Origin of the sequence: Phytoactinopolyspora limicola, from assembly GCF_011320225.1 — a bacterium.
Lineage (GTDB): Bacteria > Actinomycetota > Actinomycetes > Jiangellales > Jiangellaceae > Phytoactinopolyspora > Phytoactinopolyspora limicola.
The window spans coordinates 372,915-390,416 of record NZ_JAAOEN010000001.1 but is presented as its reverse complement, the minus strand read 5'-3'; the positions used below and the strand labels follow the sequence as shown (position 1 = coordinate 390,416).

Below are 17,502 nucleotides of genomic sequence, written 5' to 3'. Positions count from 1 at the left end.
GATGGCCGTTCCTTTCGGAACGAACGAATAGAACCTCTCTCCAGTGTCCGCCGAATGTGTCCTCAATGCGGCGAAAGTTTGGATTCGGGGCCTTCCACGTCGGTGGCCGAGGGCGTCAACGCGGAGTCCGCACGTTGTCGCCGCAGGGCACTAGGGATGTGTTCGGAACGGTCAGGAATCAAGAAGCGCCCATCACGGATGCACGCCTAGCGTGATTTCCGTAGACAGGCACATCACCTGAATCCATCGGAAGAGGAGAGAACAATGCCCCTGCAGGCGACCACCATCATGATCGGTGTTTCGGATCTGGCCCGTGCCAAGCAGTTCTATGTCAATCTGGGCGCCACCGTCAGCCAGGACTACCCCGGCTTCGTCAACCTTGATCTCGGCAAGGACTCGTCTTCGCTGGCCCTGTACCCGTGGGGTGAGGTAGCCGACGATGCTGGCGTGCCCGCTGAGGGATCCGGATTCCGGGGTTTCTCGCTCCACTACATCGTCGACTCGCCCGAGGCCGTCGAGCAGGCCATGCGCGACGCGGTGGCGGCCGGTGCCACCGTCATCAAGGAAGCCACCGCGACGGACTGGGGATGTTTCGGCTACTTCAGCGACCCGGACGGGTACCTGTGGAAGGTCGCGTCCTCGGCGTAGTCGGCTTCTGAGAACGAGACGAGGACAGCTATGTCTGCACACGAGTGGCGCCATCGGCTGGCCACGGCCGGCTACTGGCTGCTGGCCACGAGCTTCTTCTTGGGATTCGTGACCAAGTTCTGGCCTGGCCCGACGTTCTTCGGTCCGGCGTATTCGGAGAAGTTCGCTGAGTGGGGATATCCAATGTGGTTCCGGTTCGTGGTTGGCGGCATCGAGGGTGTCTGCGCGGTGCTGCTCGTCATCCCGCGCCGACGCTCGCGGTTCCTTGGTGCCGTTGCCCTGGTGCTGCTGCTGGTCGGCGCCAATACCACCCACATCATCGCCGGTTCGGAGGTGTCCGACCGGGTGTTCGCCCCCACGTTGCTGCTGGTCTCCGCGGCGATCGCCCTGGCCAACTGGCCAGCCGACTGGCGTGACCTGCTGCGCCCGGAACGGCGGTCCCCAACGAACGCTGCACCCATGGGGGTGGGGAGCGGCCACCCGTCGTAGCGGCGATTTGCGTCCTGCAGAGTGTGGGCCCCGGCCACACCCGCAGGACGTAGGACCCCACCTAGGCTGGTGCCTCATGGCGAAAGACCTGGTATGGCTCAACGGAACGTTCGGTGCCGGCAAGACCACCACCGCCCGGGAGCTGGTGGCAGAGGTAGCCGGGGCGAGGCTGTTCGACCCCGAATACGTCGGCTTCATGCTCCGGCACTTCATCACCGAGCCGGTTCAGGACTTTCAGGACTGGCCGTCGTGGCGGGTCCTCGCGGCCGAGACCGCACACGAACTGTTGCGCCACTACGGCGGCCCGCTGATCGTCCCGATGACGTTGCTCCGCAGGGAGTACGCCGACGAGGTGTTCACCCGCCTGCGTGGCCACGGTGTTGCCGTACAGCACGTCCTCCTGCACGTAGACGAGCCGGAGTTGATCCGGCGGATCGAAGCCGACGAGGTGGAGGCCGGGGCGCGGCAGTGGCGGCTGGACCACCTAGGCGCCTACCGCGGTGCGCAGAACTGGTTGCGCTCCGAGGCTGAGGTCGTCGATACGACGCCACTGACTCCATCCGAGGTGGCCAAGAAGGTCATGACACTACTCTGAAGATCGGTACCGCGTCTTGGCCCGCGCGTCATTCACGATCATTCCTCGCGATCGGTGTATCGATGTCGTTCGAGCAGGTGGTCTAGGTCGATCCCGGCTGGTGGTGGCGGCGCCGCGCGAGCATCAAGGATCAATCCAAGCGCGTTCAGGGTTTGGAGGGCTAGATCTAACTGAGCCGAGCTCTTCCCTGCTTCGAACGCCACGAGCCACCGCCTGCTGACTCCCGCTAAATGAGCCAGTTCGGACTGGGTGAGTCCCGACGCTAGCCGACGATCGCGGATGTAGAGGCCGAGGTCCCGAGCACTTGCGATCCGCACGGCGCCTTCCCTGATCGATGTGCACGTACCTGCCCATTCTAGGCGTGTGCATGAACGTGCGCAATGGAATAATGTGCACGTTCATGCACACGCTTCCAGGAGGTCGGTCCGGCACCCTCAGCGTCGTGACTCAGACTTCGTTGAACGGTGTGGCATAGGTGAAGTCCCCGCGAAGAGCGGCCTGGTAGGCGGAGAGCGCACGCACCTGGAAGTACTCGCCCCACGCGGGTACCGGCGCCCCGATGCCGTAGCCGCTCGCCGGCCGGAATCCGAATCGACGGTAATAGGCTGGCTCCCCAAGCAGCGCTACCAGTGGCTCCTCGAGCGCGTCGGCCGCACCAAGCACGGCGTGCATGAGCGCGCTGCCAATCCCGCGGCCCTGATACCGCGGCAACACACCAAGCGGCCCCAAACCCAGGACGGGAACCGACGCGACCCATCCCCGGGTACACACGACGTGGCCCGCGATCGCGCCCGTGTCGTCGACAGCCACCAGCGACAACGCGGGGATCCACCCTGGGTCCGACCTCAACGCGTCCACCAGGCCGGCCTCAACCGGGGTGGTACCCGGCTCTGCGGTTCGGGCGAACGCGGCACCATGGACAGCGCGGATGGCGTCGACGTCGGCGGGTGCTTCCTGGCGAATCATCATCGCTGCACAAGCATGCCCAGGCCGCCGTGCGCGTTCAACTCAATTCCCGGCGCCGGCAGCTGCGAGCTCCCCGAACGTCGCCGAACTCGCGTTCGACCGGGCTCCATCGGGCGTGACCCGTTTGTCGACCAGGACAACCTGTCCGATGAACGGCTCCAGAATCCCCGACATCCGGATCGGTGCCGCGATGATCATCTGGAAGCCGAACTCGTCGAATGCGGCCAGCGCCTGGTGGGAGAACGCTTCGTCGGACTTGCTGAAGGCTTCGTCGAGCATCAACGGCGCGAAATGCGGCCGGCCGTCGGAGTCCGGATCGGCAAGGTTGTAGCTCAGCGCCGCGGCCAGGCAGAACGCGACGAGTTTTTCCTGCTCGCCGCCGGAACTCGACGCGGTATTGCGGTACGTGGCGACGACGGCGTCCGTGTCGTCCACCTCCGTGCCGTAGAAGAAGTAGCTGGACCGCACGTCCAGTACGGCGTCCCGCCATCGTCGGGCCTCGGCGTCGTCGTCGGTGAAACGGGTCATCAACGCCTGCACCCGGCGGAACTGGGCGAGCAGCTTCTCCGGGTCCCGCCGTGCGGTGGGCGCGTCGCGTAGCAGCGCCTCAACGATGCCGCGGAACTCCTTGACCTCGCTGGGCACGCTGGCTGTGTAGGCGATCTGCAAGTGTGTGCCCGGGTTGAACTCCACCCGGGAGAGACCGGCGTTGACCATGGCGACCCGGCTGTTGATCTCGTCGCCGGCGTTCTCGATCGCGCGTTGCAGAACGCTGATCGACGGGACCATGTCCTCGCTGATCATCTGCTGGAACCGGCCCATGGCGTTGGGCAGCCGGCGGCGGACGATGTCCGCGTGCAGGGCCGCGAAGTCCGCGCCGGAGCGGTCGACGTCGCCGCTGGAATCCGGTGCGGACTCCGGCCACTGTTCCACGAAACGCCCGATGGCCGACGTCAGACCGGCCAGCGCGTACCGACGATCGGCATCGGCTGCGTCGCGGCGTCGCTCCAACTCTTTGCGGAAGGCGATGCGTACCTGACCGATGGTGTCCGGAGTGACCGGCACTTCCAGGTCGGCGAGCACGTCATCGAGGTAACCGCGATGCGTCTCGTCGTCGACCGTCCGCGGCTGACCGGTCTCCTGCTCCAGTGTTTCCTGCCACCCGTCCCGGCGCGTCCGCAGCGTGCTGAGCCGGTTGCGCAGATCCGACCGGGTGTCGGCGACGGACTGCCAGCGCTGCTCGGCCGCGCCCCGGTCGTCTTCGAGCCGCTGCAAGTCGACGTTGTCCGCCTTGAGTTCCTCGATACGCCGGGCGTAGGCCTGCGCGTTGGAGGTGGCCGACCAGTGGTCGAGTTGTGTCCAGCTCGAGTAACCCTGGAGCTGGGTGGCGGCGTCGATGGTCGCCTCGAGCTGACGGTAGCGCTGATCCAGCTCGTCGGCTTCGGCTCGGGCCCGCACTTCGGCTTCGGCCAGGCGAGTGACCTCGGTCTCCAGCGCCGCTCGTTTCACCCCGATGCTGCCGCCCAGCACATACGACGCCGGATCGGTCAGTGCCGTTCGGTCGTCTTTGCGGAAATGTCCACCCGGTAGCTTGACGGTTCCACGGACGGTGACGGCGACGCGATGCTGCTCGAGGTCGGCGGAGGTCTCGACGCACACATGCTCGAACCGCCGGGCCAGCTCGCCAGCGAGCCACGGCCCGCACGGATGGGTGTCGTTGACGGTGAGTTTGCTGGCCAGCGTTCCCGGTTCCGGCTGGGCAACGGTCTCCCGGGCGCTAGGCACGACGCTGTACTCGACGACGCCCCGCATGTCGTGGTTATCGACGAACTGCTGAACGGCCTGCCGGTGCTGCTGCGGAACCAGCAGGCGTAACGCGAAGCTACGCAGCACCTTCTCGGCGGCGGGCCGCCAGCGTTCTTCGTCGCCGGCCACGTCGATCAGCTCAGCCGCGTAAGGGAGCTCGCTCACGGGTACACCGGCGCCGTCGGCGATGCGCTCGCGCCGGTCGGCCTCCCGGCGGGGGACCAGCGAACGCGAGGACTGCAACGCGGAGAGCTCGTTGACCTTGGCCTCGTGCTGTTTGCGGGCCTGGCCCGACGCGGCGAAGAGAGCATGCCGGCGTGGTTCGATCTCCGCGCGGTCGTGGCGGGCCTGCTCGACGATCTGCGGCAGCCGCTCGCGCAAGGCGGTGAACGCCGGCTCGTCCTCCGGGCAGGTTTCCCCCACCCGCTCAGTGAGCTTGGCGTACCCCTGGTAGGTCCGCACCCGCGACTCGACCTCCTGTTCGGCCGCGGCGAGGCGCACCTTCACGTCCTCCAGCACTTGTCCTTCGCGTCGGAGCTGTTCGTCGAGCGACACGTAGGCGGCTTTGGCCTCCTCATAACGGCGTTCCTGCTCGCCGAGGTCAGCGTCGATCGCCTTGACGTCCTGGTCTAGTTCGTCCAGGGCGTCCCGGATCGCCCGGACGTGGACCCCCCGGATGTAGCGCTCGGACGCGGCGCCCAGCAGAACCTCGGCGAGTGACTGCGTTCGGCTCGAGTCGCGGTAGGCGGCCCAACTATCCGGCACCTCGCGCAGCACCTTCTCCTGGGCATGTGCCCGGCGGGCGGTCTCGTACGCTTCGTTGAGTGGTGTGAACGCGTCGAGCATCTTCTGCGCCGCGGCGAAGGTGCCGGGTTCGTCGAGCATGTTCTCGCGGATGAAGAAGTTCAGGTCCCCGACGTTCTTCATCGCCTTGGCCTTGCCCAGCAGGGACAACGCCGTTTTCGACGAACCGAGGCCGATACGTTTGCGCAGCTCACGAAGGTAGGCGGCCTGGGTTTCGGGATAGTGCGCGCCCCGGTGTGCCGCCTTGAACCATCGGGTGTCGAAGTTGCGTTGTGCCCACTCGTCGAGTGCGGTGAGGTCGAACTGACCGTGGTGCAGCTGATACATCGTCTTCAACGACCCGCCGTCGGTCTCCGCGCCGGTGAACCATTTGACGACGACGGCGGTGGTCATGGCGTCGACACCGTCGGCGTACGTGGCCGCGACCGCCGACCAGGTGGGTTTGCCGCCCCGCAGGTACCGCATCTTCGACCGGTGGTGTTCGTCGTTCGTCTCCGACCAGGCGCCGCGCACGTAGTCGGCGACACTGCGAGTGCCCTGTTTGGCCCCGCGGACGGTGAGGTCGGCCGAGGCGTTGAACCGCTGATCGTGGGTGGGCAGCAGCACAGCGGAATGAGCGTCCATGAGTGAGGACTTCCCGGAGCCCGACGGTCCGGTGAACAGCACCCCACGTTCGTCGATAGGGAGGTCCTTGTAACCCTGGAAGGTCCCCCAGTTGATCACTTGCAGCCGGATCAGCCGGAACTGCCCAAGGAAGACGGTGCGCTCGCTCACCGCGGTGTTCGAGCCAAACAGAATGCGCTCGCGGCCGTCATCGCCCATCGGTGTTGGCCCTACCGTTCTCGGATTCCTCGGGGACTGCCTCACCGCGGGCGATCGCCTGGTACCGCTGCGTCAGGGCTTCCACCCGGTCCGCGGTGAGGATGGCCGTGATGGCGCCGTGGATGAGGTAGCGGCTGGTGCCTTTCACCGGCTTGATGATGGCCGCGTCGTCCAGCGAGTTGATCGCGGCGACCACCTTCTTCTGGAACGACGCCTCGTCGGTGTCGTCGGCCCGCTGGTACGCCATCATGTAATCGATCATGTCCGCCGTCTCCACGACAGGGCTGTGGGGCGCGGCCAAATACTGCTGGTAGAGGTAGAGCGCGAGGGTGCTCGCCGCCAGGCTCAGCGTTTTGGTGCGCAGAACACTGCGGCTGTGCGGGCTGGGGTCGTCGGCCTGCCGAGTGAATGCGAAGCGCTGCTCGTGGTTGATCTCCAAGATGAGACCGAGCTCGGACAGGCGGCTGCGTAGCACCTCCTCGTGCTGGAGGATGACCGCCCAGTGCCGGCTGTCTTTTCCGCCGACGTGTGGTGCGGCGACCAGCTCTTGCAACGCCCAGCACACGTCCGGCGGCAGCTGGCTGGTGTCGCCGTCGAACCTCGGTTCGGGTGCGGTGCGAGCCACCCGAGTCCCACGCACCCGCGCGGCTTCGTCGAACACGTCCGTCGGGTCGAGGGTCGACGGCGGGACCGCGCTCTCCTCGGTAAACAAGCCGTCTCCGCCGACCTGGGTGACATCGGATGCGGTCTCAGTCATCAATCGCCTCTTCCAGGAGAAGAGCCTGCATACGCAGGGTTCGGTGTGGGGCGTGTGGTGCCGCGGGATCGGTGACCTGTTCGGTGAACACGGCAGCGGGCACCCGGATGTCGCGGACTCCGTGGCGGGTGTACACGGTGGTCGTGACGTGTACCAGTGGGTCGACCGTGCCCCAGCGCGTCGCCAGCGACCACAAGCCGACTACGTCGCCGGTGCGGGGCCGATCGAACGTGCCCAAGACGTCGGACAGGTGAGCCGGGCCCTCCGCCGCGCTGACCGCGGAGTTCACCGCGGTGCGCAGTTTCGCCCAGTCGATGGATTCCTGGCCGGCAAGCCGGGCCGGGTCGACGGTGAACTCGCCGTTCTCCGCCGCCAGCGGGTCAGGCGGGTCCCCGACGCCCTCATGCAGCCGGAGCCGCCCGATCGACGAGGTGTCGGCGCTACTGAACGGGACGGCGAAGCTCACATCCCGGCTGCCGTGGGTGTGCTGGAACGCTTCCGCGGCGGCCGCCTGGGCTTCGTTGACCAGGACCCGCATGCTGCGGTAGTGCAGGGCGTCGCCCCCGCGGACGAAGTTGTTGATCCGGCGGAACGCCACCGCGCGAGCCTCTTCGACTTCACGTACCCGATCCCACATCGCGTCGATGAAGCTCTCCAGCGCGTGGGTGATGTCCGGAGACAACTCGTCGACATGTTCGATGATGTCGGCGATGTCCGACTCCAGCTGCGTGCGCTGGGACGGCGTAGCGATGAGGGTGGCGAAGGCCCGGAATGCCTGCCCTTCCGCCGCCTCCGAGATCACATCGTGGCCCTCGAACATCCGGTCCAGCGAATCGGCGAACGCGGAGGGGTCGTCGCCGAGGCTCTGCTGGATCAGAGCCGTGGTGTTGGCCTGCATCTGTTCGCCGTACCGAGCGATGTCGGCCGGGATCCGCTCGATCAACTGGGTGAGCGCGGTGACCTTGTCGATCAGGTCGCGCTGGTCGACGGCCGGCTCGGGATCCTCGTCGAGTGCGTCGCGCTGGGCGGTGAGCATGGCGATCTGCTCGTCGATCGCCTGCCGGCGCGCCGCGGGATCCGGACTAGCTTCGGTGGCGATCTGATGGATCTCAGCCATCACCATCGACAACGCCGACTCCGTGGCCAGCGACGTGTGCCGCCGGAGGCTGGCCATCTGCCGTACCGCCTGGCTGGCACCGGAGGTCAGCTGGTACCGCTCCGAACCGGTGTCGGGATCGATGCTGCGCCGCACCCAGCCCTTCTTGGTCCACCTGGTCAGCAGCGTGTCGGCGTCGGGTGCGGGGCTGAATCCGGGTTCGTCGTCGGTAGGTAGGTAGCCGCGCATCGGGCCGGACAGGTCGGCGTCGATGCGGGCGGTGAGGGTTTCGGCGTCGACGACCTGGCCGTGTCCGAGATGAGCGGCCATCAAGGCGAGATGCAGGAACGCGTCCTTGGAGCGGAGCAGGGAGAGGGTGCCGTCCGCGGTGGCGTTGGTGCGAAACTCGTGCCACAGTTGCTCAGCGCTTCGCTCCTTCCCCCTCACGTTTCGACACCATAATCGATGCTGGTGCTCCACGACGACTCGTACGACCGGCCGCGCTCGCCGAGTGCGCCGTCCGTCAGGTGTGGGAGGTGCCGGTGTTGGGCGGTGACGTCCCACGTCGGCGGTGATCATCAGCAGCTTGGTGTTGCTGTGAGGTGATCGTTGGCGGGTTGGTGCCGCGGTTCTGCGACTGCAATCTGCTGATGATCACCTGGAAGGCGACACATCGGTACTGAGGTGTGACGACGTCAGAGTCGGCAAGTCCGGCGCGGCGCCGTGCTCGATCAGGTGGCGCAGGGCGGCGGTGTCGAGATGCTGGTCCACCGCGTCGGCGAGCCGGTCCAGCATCATCTCGCGTTGCACGGCGAACCCCGGTGCGTCCGTCGGCCGCCACGCGTGGCCGATCTGGCCGGCGATCGCCGCGAGCCAGGCCCGCCGGAACCCGTCGTTCTCGAACGTGCCGTGCCAGGTGGTGCCCCAGACGCTGCCGACGTGGCAGCCGTCGAGGAACGTTTCGCCTCCGTTGCGTCCTGCACCGCGAGCGTCGGGGGCCTCACCGTGCAGGACGTTGTGGTCAATGGTGGCGACGCCGTGGTGGATCTCATACGCGTTCACCTCGTGCCCGCGCCACGACCCGACGGGACGGCCCAGTTGCTTCTCCGTCGAGAACACCACCTCCGTCGGCAGCAACCCGAGGCCGTCGACCGTCGAACCGGACTCCACTGGGTCGACGATCCGTCGGGCCAGCATCTGATACCCGCCACAAATGCCCAGGACCGGCCGTTCGGCAGCCGCCCGCGCGGCCACCGCCGCGTCCAGGCCGCGCTGGCGCAGCCAGGCCAGGTCGGACACGGTGGCCCTGCTGCCCGGCAGGACCACGAGGTCGGCGCTGGCCACAACGTCGGGGTCCGCGGTCAAGGTGACGTTGATGCCGGGTTCGGAGGCGAGCGCGTCCACGTCGGTGGCGTTCGAGATGCGGGGGAAGCGGACGACCGCCACGTTCAGGATGCGCGTGTTGCGTCCTGCCGGGCGAGCGTCGGGGCGCTCGCGGTGTAGGACGCTGTGCTGCCAGCCGCCAACGGCGAGCGCATCCTCGGAGTCGATCCACACCCCGTCGAGCCACGGCAACACCCCGTACACCGGGCGACCGGTCAGCTCGGTGATGCGCTCCAGCCCAGGCCGGAGCACCTCGACGTCGCCGCGGAACTTGTTCACCACGAACCCGGCCAGGTGCTGCTGGTCGGCCGGCTCCAGCAGCGCCAGCGTCCCGTACATGGCAGCCAGCGATCCGCCCCGGTCGACGTCGGCCACCACCACCACCGGAAGGTTGGCCCGGCGGGCCAGGCCCATGTTCACGTAGTCCCCGGCGCGCAGGTTGATCTCGGCTGGGCTCCCGGCCCCCTCGCAGACGACGACGTCGAACCGGCGGCGTAGATCATCCAGAGCGGCGAAGGCGGCTTCGGCCAGCCGTCCGCGGCCGGTCGCGTACTCGCCGCTGCGTAGTGTTCCGTCGGCCCGGCCCATGAGCACGATGTGCGACGTGCGGTCGCTGCCCGGCTTCAGCAGCACCGGGTTCATCGCCGCTTCGGGAACAACTCCGGCCGCCATCGCCTGGACCCACTGGGCGCGGCCGATTTCCGCGCCGTCCGCGCACACCATGGAGTTGTTCGACATGTTCTGCGCCTTGAACGGTGCTACCCGCACGCCCTGCCGGGCCAGCCAGCGGCACAATCCGGCCGCCACCAGGCTTTTACCCGCATCCGACGTGGTGCCGGCAACCAACAGTCCGCGGCCGGTCATGGCTGCTTCCGCCGGCGCCGCCGGAGGAGGGTCGTAGCGGCCGCCCGGGCCGCCACGACGGTGACCAGCGCGCCGACCGACACGGCTTGGGAAAGCCGGGTCGCCCGCCGGATGTCGGCCGTGGTCACCTCCGGGCCGGTGCCGAGGGTCGGCCGCTCGTCCACGCCGTATGGATACACGGTGCGTCCGCCGAGGGTGCGGTGTAGCGCACCGGCGAACGCGGCCTCGACCACCCCCGCGTTGGGGCTCGGATGCCGGTGGGCACCGTGCCGCCACGCCCGTAGAGCGTCGCGGGGGCGACCGCCGACGAGCGGAGCGGCCGCCGCGGTCAGGACGCCGGCGAGCCGCGCCGGGACGAGGTTGGCAGCATCGTCCAGGCGGGCCGCGGCCCACCCGAAGTTGCGATACCGCTCGCTACGGTGACCGACCATGGCGTCCAGCGTGTTCACCGCGCGGTAGCCGACCAGGCCGGGCAACCCGGCTACCCCGCCCCAGACCAAAGGAGCGACAACGGCGTCGGAGGTGTTCTCGGCGACCGACTCGACCGTCGCCCGAGCCAGCCCGGCGGTGTCGAGCGGGTGTGGGTCGCGACCACACAGGTGTGGAAGGCGGGCTCGCGCGGCGTCGAGATCACCGGATTCCAGCGACCGGGCCAGCAAGGTGGCCTCGCGGGTCAGACTGCGCCCACCGAGCACCACCCACGTGGCGGCGGCCGTGGTGGCGATCCGAACCGCCACCGGGAGTGCAGTGGCCGGCCGGTCTGATCCGGTTGAGGTGGTGGGCTGTGAAAGCGTCCGCTCAATCAGGGCGCCGACGGCGACCGGCACCGCGACGCAGACGGTGGTGAAGAGCGCACCCCGCGGCTTCGAGTCGGCCCACCACCGTCGCTCGAGGGTGTGGGCCGCCCGGCCGAAGCCGGCGACCGGATGGCCACGCCGCGGATCTCCGCAGGCAGCGTCGACGGTGACACCGGCTACCAGGCCGGTTGTGGTAGTCCAGCTCACGTCGACGGGCCGCCTCCTCGTGGGATTCGTGAGATGTGGCATTCTTCCATGTGGGTGTGCGGCACCGGACGGTCGAGTGCCGGCCGGCATCGTGCACCAGGTGTCCCGCGTGCGGGGGAAGCCGGTCGGATCCCGGCGCTGACCCGCAACCGTAGACCACCCCCGCCTTCGCGGTGGGGCCATGTGGTGAGCCGGATTGCCCGGACGTGTGGACGGCTTTCGAGACTCGTCGAGGACTGCGAGTGGAGCCGAGATCGCGCCCAGGGTCGAGGCGCTGTCTCCCTCCGCTGGTGGCCGAAGGGAACGGTCATGGACAAGCTGCTTGTGCTCGGAGGAGCGCGTTCGGGTAAGTCGGCGCTGGCTGAGGAGTGGGCCCGGGAACGGGCCGGCGCGGCCTCCGTCACGTATGTCGCCACCGCGGGACACCGGCCGGGTGACGCGGAATGGGCCGATCGGGTCGCGCGGCACCAGCAGCGCCGGCCGGCCGGCTGGACGACGGTCGAGACCACCGACGTCGCATCCGTGCTGCGGGCGGCCACCGGTACGGTCGTGGTCGACTGCCTGGCGTTGTGGCTATCGGTGGTGCTCGACGAGGCCGGGGCCTGGGACGATGACGGTCAACCTCCCTTCCTGGCGGTGGAGGCGGCGGTCGATGAGCTGGAGCATGCCTGGCGCACCACCACTGCCAACGTCGTGGCCGTCAGCAACGAGATCGGCTCCGGGGTTGTGCCCGCCACCCGCTCCGGCCGGCTCTTCCGGGACCAACTCGGTCTGCTCAACCAGCGGCTGGCCGCCGTGACGGACCGGGTTGTCCTGTGTGTGGCGGGCCGGGTATTGGAGCTCCCGCCACCATCGGTGCCGCGCTGGCCAGGCGCCGGCGCCGCGTACCCGGCGCCGGTGGGCGGCGTCGCCACCGTCCGGTCCGGTGTCCCTGCTCCCATCGACCATGACGCCGAGACCCGCGCCCGGAGCCTGATCGACGGGCTCGCCAAACCCGTGGGTTCCCTCGGCCGGCTGGAGGAGATCGCTGTCTGGCTCGCCGGACGGCAGGGTCGTGTTCCCCCGGCCGGGCCCTCGCGGGTCGCAGTGACCGTGTTCGCCGGCGATCACGGTGTCGCCGCGGACGTTTCGGCCTACCCACCCGCGGTCACCGGGGCTATGGTTCGCACCGTGGCCGCTGGACAGGCCGGCATCAATGCCCTGGCCGCCGAACACGGCGCCGCGGTGCGGGTGCGCGACCTCGGAGTGGACGCGGAGCTCGCCGACCTCCCGGCCGAGATCGTCGAACACAAAGTGCGCCGGGGGACCGGTCGGATCGATTCCGAGGACGCGCTGAGCTCCGACCACGTCCGGCAGGCCATCGCGGCGGGGCGAGCGCTTGCCGCGGACCAGCAGGCGGATCTGCTGATCGCTGGTGACCTCGGGATCGGCAACACCACCGTGGCCGCGGCGCTGACCGGGGCCGTCCTGGGGCAGGACGCGCAGAAGGTCACCGGCCGCGGCACCGGCATCGACGACACCACCCTGCGCCGCAAGACGGAGATCGTCGCCGCGGCGATCGAACGGGCTCGGACCGTCCGGGACGACCCAGGGGCTTTGCTCGCCCGGATCGGCGGAGCCGATCTCGCCGCGATGGCCGGTTTCCTCGCGGGGGCCGCCGAGCAGGGAACCCCCGTGCTTCTCGACGGCGCCGTCGTCACCTCGGCTGCTCTGGTGGCGGAGTTGCTGACACCGGGCGCAGCCGCCTGGTGGCTGGCCGGGCACCGATCGGTCGAGCCGGCACATTCCCTCGCCCTCGATCACCTCGGCCTGGAGCCCATCGTCGATCTGCGGATGCGCCTCGGTGAAGGGACCGGAGCACTCGCGGCGCTTCCCACCATCCGATCGGCGGTGGCCGTCAGCACCCGGATGGCCGCGCTGGCCGACCTGGAGCTGTGACCACCACCCGTGGGTGATGCCTGGAGGTTGGCCCTCGGCACCCTCACCACGGTTCGGGTGCCGCCGCCGGGGAAGGTGACCCGGGTGGTGGCCGGTCGGGCGATGCTGCTCGCACCGGTAGCCGGCTGCCTGCTCGGGTTGCTCGGCGGGGCAGTGCTGTGGTTGTCGGCGACGGTGGGCACCGGTGGGTGGCTGGCGGCTGCCCTGGCGGTGATGGCGTTGCGGCTCGGCGACCGCGCCTTTCACCTGGACGGGCTGGCCGATACCGCGGACGGCCTGGCTGCCTCCTACGACCGCGAGCGGGCGCTGGCGGTGATGCGCACCGGCGATACCGGCCCGGCCGGGGCCGTGGCGTTGGTGCTGGTCCTGCTGGTCCAGGTGGCGGCAGCCGCCCAGCTCGCGCAGGCGGGTCCGGCACTGGCGGCGGTGGGATTCGGGGTTGCGATCACCGTGTCGCGGGCGATGCTGGCCGTGTGCTGTGTCCGTGGTGTGCCATCGGCGCGGCCCGATGGGCTGGGTGCGGCGGTGGCCGGATCAGTCGGCCGGCTGTCCGCGATCGGTATGTGCATCGTCGTAACTGGGGCTCTCGCCGCGGTGTTGAGTGTGGCCGACCGGGCCCATGTGGTCCCGTGGTGGGCGGTGCCGGTGGCCGTGGTGGCTGCGATCGTGGCCACTGGAGTGGTGCTCCGGCGCTGTGTGCGCCGCTTCGGCGGGGTGACCGGCGACGTTCTGGGCGCTGTCGTCGAAGTGTCCCTGGCGGCCAGTCTCACCGCCCTCGTCCCCATGATCATTGGCTCTTAGCTACCGGATCCGGTAGTCAAAAGCCAATGATCATGGGGACGAGGGGCCGCGCCGGAGTCACGGATCTGGTAGCGCCACGGGTACGGCCGACAGCAGCCCACCATCGACGCGGTGCTCGGCTCCGGTGATGAACGACGCACGGTCGCTGGCCAGGAAGGCAACGACCTCGGCGACCTCGGCCGGCCGCGCCACCCGGCCGATGGGATGGCTGCGGCCCCAGGCGGCGACCAACTCGTCCGCGCCGGCCGCACCGGCATGCAAGCCGGCCGACCACCGCAGCATCGGTGTGTCCACCGAACCGGGGCAGACGGCGTTGACCCGAATGTTGTCGGCGGCGTGGTCGATGGCCAGCGCTCTGGTCATCGACACGATGCCGCCCTTGGATGCCACATAGGCGACGACCCCGCGCTGGGCCACGTGGGCTTGGACCGACGCGATGTTGACGATCGCTCCGCCACCCCGGGCTCGTAGGTGGGGAACGGCGAACCGGGCGACGAGATACACAGACTTCAGGTTGACGTCGAGGACGGCGTCCCATGTCTCCTCCGACGTCTCCTCCGCGGTTCCGTAGCGTTGGATGCCGGCGGCGTTGACGACGATGTCGATGCCGCCATACGCGGCGCCCGTGTCGTCGACGAAGCGCTGCACATCCGCGGCGTTCGCGACGTCGGCGACGACGGCGTGGGCGGATCGGCCCGCCGCGTCCAGTTCGGCCTGTGAACTCGTGGCCTGAGCTGCGTCATTGGTGCAATAGGCGACCGTCGCCCCGCCGTCGACCAGCCGCTCCACGACCGCCCGCCCGATGCCGGAGCTGCCACCGGTGACCAACGCCACCTTGCCGTCGAACTCGGTCATGAGTCGCATCACCCTCTCAGCGCTTCGTGCTTACATGGTAGCGTGCTAGTACCCGATTTCGCGACGTCGACCCAGGCTGGGGAGGTGCTCGGGTGACGCTCACGCCGGCGCAGGCCATCGACTTCGTTCGGACCTTCGGCCTCGTTTCCGGGCCGCAAGTGAGGGCCGCCCCGCTCGGCGGGGGTGTCTCCAATGACACGGTCGTCGTGGACGACGGCTCCACCAGAATCGTCGTCAAACGGGCGCTCGCTCGGCTCCGGACCCCGGTGGAATGGCATGCCTCGGCCGATCGGGCGCTCGCTGAGGCCGAGGTATTGCGGCTGGTCGCGGGCATCACGCCGGAGTACGTCCCGCCTGTGCTGGCCACCGACCCGGACACCGCCACGATGGCGATCGCCGCCGCGCCCGCCGATTGGCGGGACTGGAAGACGGACCTCCTGGCCGGCACCGTCCACCCGGTCGTCGCCGAGACCCTCGGCACGGTGTTGGGCACCTGGCGGCGCGCCTCCTCCATTGCGCCGGCCGGCGCCGGCAGCGCCGCCGACACCGTCGGCGTGTTGCGCCGGCTCGATGGTATGGACCGCATGGAGGCGCTGCGGTTGCGGCCATTCCACGCGGTGGTCGCGCAACGGCATCCCGACCTGGCCGAGACGATCGCAGATGTGGCGACCACTCTACGGTCCGCTCGGCATGGCTTGGTCCACGGTGACTTTTCCCCGAAGAACGTGCTGGTCGGGGCGTCCGGACTGTGGGTGATCGACTTCGAGGTGGCTCATCACGGCCATCCGGTCTTCGACGTCGCGTTCCTCCAGACACACCTGCTGTTGAAGGCCGTGGCGATGCGGCGCATGGCGCATCCGCTGCGGGTGAGCGCCGGTGTTTTTACCGATGCGCACCGCCGAGCCGCCGGGCTGGCGTCGGCCGCGTCCGCGGCCACGGGGGCAGCGGCCGCCGAGCCGGTGGCTGAGCGGGCGGCCGGACCCGCCGTCGAGCTGGCCCGGAACGTCGGCTGCCTCCTGCTGGCGCGGGTCGACGGCACGTCGTGCGTCGACTATCTGGACCCTCCGGCGGTCGAATGGGTGCGCCAGCTCGGCCGCCGGCTGGTCGGCGGCGTGACTGATCTCGACGAGACGTGGGACGAGGTGGTGGACGAACGATGAGTGAGACATCGATAGGCGCCGACGATGCGGTCGCGACCGTCCGGGCGTGGGAGGCGCTCGACTCTCGGGGCACGCCGACCTTGGGTTGCTCCGTCGTCCTCGCCGGAGGAGCCGCTGGCCGGGCGATCGTTCCGTCCGGCGCATCGACCGGCAGCCACGACGCTCGGGAGCGTCGTGACGGTGGCCAGAGCTGGGATGGGCTGGGCGTGGCGGGTGCGGTCCGTGTTGTGATCGAGGAGATCGGGCCCGCCCTGGCCGGTGTACCGGCTAGGGAGGTGGACGCCGTGCTGGAATCCTGGGACCCGAGCACCGATCTGGCGGAGCTGGGGGTGCACGCCGCCTTGGGAGTGTCGGTGGCCGCACACCGGGCCCGCGCGCGGGCAGCCGGCGTCCCGTTGTACGAGCTGCTCGCTGGCGGTCTGCCGCACCGCCTGCCCACCCCGATGGTCAACGTCGTCTCGGGCGGGGCACACGCGGGCGGCGCCGTCGACATCCAGGACGTCCTGGTGATGCCTTTGAGGGCAGGTTCGTTCCGTACCGCCATCGAATGGGCCTGGCGGGTTCGTCGGCAGGCGGCAGCTCTGGCGGAGCGGCGTGGTCTGGTGACTACGCTCGTCGCCGACGAGGGTGGTTTGGGACTTCAGTTGCCTTCCAATGCCGCGGCCCTCGGCCTGGTGACCGAGGCGATCGAGGCCGCGGGATTGGAACCTGGGCACGATGCGGCGCTAGCTGTCGACGTCGCCGCGAACCAGTTGTGGGATGGCTCGTCGTATCGGCTGGCCGCCGAGAGCCGCCGTCTGGACGCGGCCGGCTTGATCGACGAGTTGGCCGGCTGGGTCGCCAAGTATCCAGTGGTCAGTATCGAAGACCCACTCCACGACCAAGACTGGGACGGATGGGCGGAGGCCACCCGGCGGCTGCGCGGCACGCAGCTCGTCGGCGACGACCTGTTCTCTACCGCCGCCGACCGCGTGGCCGAGGCGGCGCGGCGCGGGGTAGGTACGTCCGTGCTGATCAAGCCGAATCAGCGGGGCATCCTCAGCCGGGCCGCGGAAACCGTCGCCACCGCGCGCCGGCTCGGATACCAGGTGGTTGTGTCGGCACGGTCCGGCGACACCGAGGATCACTGGCTGGCCGACCTCGCCGTGGGGTGGCGGGCCGACCAGATCAAGGTCGGCTCCACCACCCGTTCGGAGCGGACGGCGAAGTGGAACCGGCTGCTGGAGATCGAAGCCAGTTGTGCACCTGATCTCCGTTTTGTCACCTGATCTTTTGCGCCGGGGTGATCAGATGCGGGTGGCGACGTGTTGACCGCGGACGACGGCACGGTTGGTGCATCTGATCGCATCTCGGGATGTGGACGGTTGGCGATCAGATGCATGAATGGCCGATTCGGGGCGTGTTGTGCACCTGATCGTCCGGCGCGGTGCCCGTCGGTGTTATGAGCCGCGGTGGTGACCGCGGATGGGGGGCGTGGGTGCGTGCATCTTGGTGCGAGGCTGGCGCACAACGAC

15 protein-coding genes are annotated in these 17,502 nt (G+C 69.0%); 7 read left to right on the top strand and 8 right to left on the bottom strand.

What is annotated here, in order from left to right; translation table 11 throughout:
* Positions 1–264: 264 nt before the first annotated feature.
* The 3 genes from G8760_RS01930 to G8760_RS01920 all read left to right on the top strand — a co-directional run bounded on the left by G8760_RS01930 (position 265) and on the right by G8760_RS01920 (position 1,732).
* On the top strand, positions 265–648 hold the full coding sequence (locus tag G8760_RS01930) for a VOC family protein (protein WP_166345829.1): 384 nt from the start codon (positions 265–267) through the stop codon (positions 646–648).
* Between the two features lie 30 nt (positions 649–678).
* Positions 679–1,137: a DoxX family protein gene (locus G8760_RS01925; protein ID WP_166345826.1), complete on the top strand. Its 459-nt coding sequence runs from the start codon at positions 679–681 to the stop codon at positions 1,135–1,137.
* A gap of 76 nt (positions 1,138–1,213) precedes the next feature.
* A complete protein-coding gene (locus G8760_RS01920) occupies positions 1,214–1,732 on the top strand; it encodes a P-loop nucleotide/nucleoside kinase family protein (RefSeq protein WP_166345823.1) in 519 nt (172 codons plus the stop codon).
* Positions 1,733–1,770: 38 nt separating this feature from the next.
* Here the strand turns inward: G8760_RS01920 and G8760_RS30705 are convergent, their stop codons facing one another.
* The 7 genes from G8760_RS30705 to G8760_RS01885 form a co-directional block, all read right to left on the bottom strand.
* Complete coding sequence (locus G8760_RS30705; protein WP_166345820.1) at positions 1,771–2,049, bottom strand: helix-turn-helix domain-containing protein; 279 nt, start codon at positions 2,047–2,049, stop codon at positions 1,771–1,773.
* A 130-nt stretch (positions 2,050–2,179) separates the two neighbouring features.
* Positions 2,180–2,701, bottom strand: coding sequence for a GNAT family N-acetyltransferase (locus G8760_RS01910; RefSeq protein WP_166345817.1), 522 nt, complete (start codon positions 2,699–2,701; stop codon positions 2,180–2,182).
* 39 nt (positions 2,702–2,740) lie between these two features.
* Positions 2,741–6,130, bottom strand: a complete 3,390-nt coding sequence (locus G8760_RS01905; protein ID WP_166345814.1) for an ATP-binding protein — start codon at positions 6,128–6,130, stop codon at positions 2,741–2,743.
* The gene (locus G8760_RS01900; RefSeq protein WP_166345811.1) at positions 6,120–6,887 is read right to left on the bottom strand and encodes a DUF4194 domain-containing protein; all 768 of its coding nucleotides are present in this window, start codon (positions 6,885–6,887) and stop codon (positions 6,120–6,122) included. The genes G8760_RS01905 and G8760_RS01900 overlap by 11 nt, the downstream gene beginning before the upstream one ends.
* Positions 6,880–8,430: a DUF3375 family protein gene (locus tag G8760_RS01895; protein ID WP_166345807.1), complete on the bottom strand. Its 1,551-nt coding sequence runs from the start codon at positions 8,428–8,430 to the stop codon at positions 6,880–6,882. Before G8760_RS01895 ends, G8760_RS01900 begins: the two co-directional genes overlap by 8 nt.
* 207 nt (positions 8,431–8,637) lie before the next feature.
* Entirely contained in the window at positions 8,638–10,230 is a 1,593-nt protein-coding gene (locus G8760_RS01890) for a cobyric acid synthase (protein ID WP_166345804.1), read from the bottom strand.
* Positions 10,227–11,276, bottom strand: coding sequence for a cobalamin biosynthesis protein (locus tag G8760_RS01885; RefSeq protein WP_166345801.1), 1,050 nt, complete (start codon positions 11,274–11,276; stop codon positions 10,227–10,229). Before G8760_RS01885 ends, G8760_RS01890 begins: the two co-directional genes overlap by 4 nt.
* A gap of 267 nt (positions 11,277–11,543) precedes the next feature.
* On the opposite strand from G8760_RS01885, the gene cobT reads away from it, so the two are divergent.
* Together cobT and G8760_RS01875 are read left to right on the top strand one after the other, a co-directional pair.
* The gene (cobT, locus tag G8760_RS01880) at positions 11,544–13,172 is read left to right on the top strand and encodes a nicotinate-nucleotide--dimethylbenzimidazole phosphoribosyltransferase (protein ID WP_166345798.1); all 1,629 of its coding nucleotides are present in this window, start codon (positions 11,544–11,546) and stop codon (positions 13,170–13,172) included.
* A gap of 9 nt (positions 13,173–13,181) precedes the next feature.
* Positions 13,182–13,973 carry an adenosylcobinamide-GDP ribazoletransferase gene (locus tag G8760_RS01875; RefSeq protein WP_207781918.1) on the top strand — a complete coding sequence of 264 codons (792 nt, stop codon included), beginning with the start codon at positions 13,182–13,184 and terminating at the stop codon, positions 13,971–13,973.
* Positions 13,974–14,030: 57 nt separating this feature from the next.
* Here G8760_RS01875 and G8760_RS01870 read toward each other — a convergent pair whose 3' ends face one another.
* On the bottom strand, positions 14,031–14,828 hold the full coding sequence (locus G8760_RS01870; RefSeq protein WP_166345795.1) for an SDR family NAD(P)-dependent oxidoreductase: 798 nt from the start codon (positions 14,826–14,828) through the stop codon (positions 14,031–14,033).
* A 92-nt stretch (positions 14,829–14,920) separates the two neighbouring features.
* Between G8760_RS01870 and G8760_RS01865 the strand changes: the two genes are divergently transcribed.
* Positions 14,921–15,988: a phosphotransferase family protein gene (locus tag G8760_RS01865; protein WP_166345792.1), complete on the top strand. Its 1,068-nt coding sequence runs from the start codon at positions 14,921–14,923 to the stop codon at positions 15,986–15,988.
* Complete coding sequence (gene eno, locus G8760_RS01860) at positions 15,985–17,256, top strand: phosphopyruvate hydratase (RefSeq protein ID WP_166345789.1); 1,272 nt, start codon at positions 15,985–15,987, stop codon at positions 17,254–17,256. Before G8760_RS01865 ends, eno begins: the two co-directional genes overlap by 4 nt.
* Positions 17,257–17,502: the final 246 nt, after the last annotated feature.